2 protein-coding genes are annotated in these 2,289 nt (G+C 61.3%); one reads left to right on the forward strand and one right to left on the reverse strand.

Annotated elements, in window-relative coordinates; genetic code table 11:
- Window positions 1-232: 232 nt before the first annotated feature.
- Complete coding sequence (locus AS156_RS03775) at window positions 233-457, forward strand: hypothetical protein (RefSeq protein WP_066500179.1); 225 nt, start codon at window positions 233-235, stop codon at window positions 455-457.
- A gap of 705 nt (window positions 458-1,162) precedes the next feature.
- Here AS156_RS03775 and AS156_RS03780 read toward each other — a convergent pair.
- Window positions 1,163-2,203 carry an IS110 family RNA-guided transposase gene (locus tag AS156_RS03780; protein ID WP_066500203.1) on the reverse strand — a complete coding sequence of 347 codons (1,041 nt, stop codon included), beginning with the start codon at window positions 2,201-2,203 and terminating at the stop codon, window positions 1,163-1,165.
- Between the last annotated feature and the right edge of the window lie 86 nt (window positions 2,204-2,289).

Genomic DNA, 2,289 nt, shown 5'->3' on the forward strand with positions numbered 1-2,289 from the left:
TCGGCGAGGTTGCTGCAGGCGAGCGGCGGATTGTACTTCACTGACGACTTGCATTGATCCGGCAAGCGACATACATCGTGATCGTCGCGCGATCAGGTATCTTCCGCCATCAGAGCCAAGCCGTCAGGCATCGGGCCAGCAAAACGGAAGCCGCGACCTTCCCCAAATTTCACATTCTGCGACCGTGACCGGCCTTGAGCCGGTTCACGGCGCATGACATCGAGGATCATCAATGGCAGAGACGACTGCGGAGGTTATGGTTCACCCGCTCAAATACGATCGTAAGGCCAAAACCTACCGGATGCGGACACAGGCCGAGCTGCAAGCGGAAGCCGAAAAGATTTTAGTTCGGCGGGAGCGGAAGCAGCTCTATGCTCAACTCGACGCGGAAATTGATCGGGCAATAAAGCTTGGACTCGACGGCTTTGTATTTCCGGTCAAGTTGACTAATCGCTGAACTCAACCAAAACAGCCCGATGCCATAGACCGGCATCGGGCTTTTTGTCGTTTAGGGTTGCACTCTCTACGGCTTGCCAGCGCCAGCCCGGCAGGCAGAGTCGCCTGTGCGTTTGTTTTGACCGGCTGGACCTTGGCACCACCCAAACCAAACGCCTCTCAGTGACTCTCTAAACGGCTTCTAGGGGCGGGCAGAAAAAAGGCCGGTCCCAACGAGGAACCGGCCCGGTAGGGGTTCAGGGCGACTTACGCCGCCAATCGTATGAGAAACTCACCATCTATGCTTGTGGGTGTATGTGGAGAACGGGCACCCGGCTTTCCCTGCGCCCTCTGATTTCAGAGCGGCGAAGATGCAGCAAACCTCGGACGCATCGCGCCGCGAGAGTGCGGATGTATGACTCACAGCTCGTGCATCACACTCAGTGTCGTCCCTGCGAAAGCAGGGACCCATATGTGGACGGCCCCGTGGCACAAGAGCTTTTTGGTGAGATCGGATCGCTTGCATCCATATGTCCGGCCTGTTGAGCGCGATCGATTGGATCGCTGGCCAAGATGGTTTGCGCGATGCGAGTTCCAAACAACCTGGCGACCTGCTGGCGGCCAATGGGTCCCACGGATTGTCTCGCATCGTTGCTCGATCGATCGCTCCATCTGCTCCTGCAGCTCCGGATCGGCCGGCGAGCGAGCCCGCCGGTCGGCCAATCTGTTAGGCGGCCACTGCCGTAGCGGCATTCGACCGCGCCGCGTCGTAACTCTCGCCGGTCACCATGAGCTTCCAGGCGATGCGGGCGACCTTGTTGGCGAGCGCCACGGCGGCGAGCTTCGGCGGCTTGCGCGCAATCAATGCCAGCAGCCAGCGCGGATGCTGGCCGCGCCCACCTCTGGCCTGCCGGATCACCGCCGTGGCCCCGATCACGAGCAGTCGTCTCAAGTCCTCGTCGCCCGCCCGCGTGATCTTGCCGAGCCTGGTCTTGCCACCAGTGGAATGGTCCTTGGGCGTCAATCCCACCCAGGCCGCAAAATGCCGACCGGAGGGGAACGCACGCGGATCGGGCGTCTTCATCACCAGCGCGGTCGCAATGATCGGGCCGACCGCGGGGATCGTTGCCAGACGCCGGCCCGTGGCATCGCCGCGGTGCCAGGCCATCACCTTGGCCTCGATTGCCTCCAGTTCGCTCTCGAGCTTGGCGTACTCGCGGCCCAGCACGACAAACAGCTCACGCGCCAGAGCGGGAAGCGTCTCGTTCTGCGCGATCTGCGCCAGCAGCGGCTCGATCCTGTCCAGCCCCCTGGGTGCAATCAGGCCATACTCCGCCGCGTGGCCGCGGATCGTATTGGTCAACTGGGTGCGCCGGGCGATCAACCCGTCGCGGATTCCCATCAGCATCAACGCGGCTTGCTGCTCGGCTGTCTTGACCGGCACAAAGCGCATGGTCCGCCGGCTCATCGCCTCACACAGCGCTTCCGCATCCCGCCAGTCGTTCTTGTTCCGCGCGACATAGGGCTTCACCAATTGCGGGGCCATCAGCTTCACCTCATGGCCCAGCCTGGAGAGCTCCCGCGCCCAATATTGCGAGGCTCCGCAGGCCTCCATCCCGATCACGGTCGGCGGCAATTTGGCAAAGAACTCCACCACCTGCTTGCGCGAAAGCTTCTTGCGCAGCACAGGCCGCTCATCCTCATCAATCCCGTGCAGCACAAAAATATACTTCGACGTATCCATTCCAATGCGGATAATCTTCGTCACGGACGGCTCCCTTGCTGAGATTTGCAACAACCTCATTCTGGCACACTGATGCCGTAGGGGGCCGTCCACCCCATCAACCACGAATG

The sequence above is a fragment of the Bradyrhizobium macuxiense genome (genome assembly GCF_001542415.1).
GTDB lineage: Bacteria > Pseudomonadota > Alphaproteobacteria > Rhizobiales > Xanthobacteraceae > Bradyrhizobium > Bradyrhizobium macuxiense.

Excerpts from the sequence above, each read along its gene's own strand:
- AS156_RS03775 (WP_066500179.1), top strand. The coding sequence starts at position 233 with ATGGCAGAGACGACTGCGGAGGTTATGGTTCACCCGCTCAAATACGAT.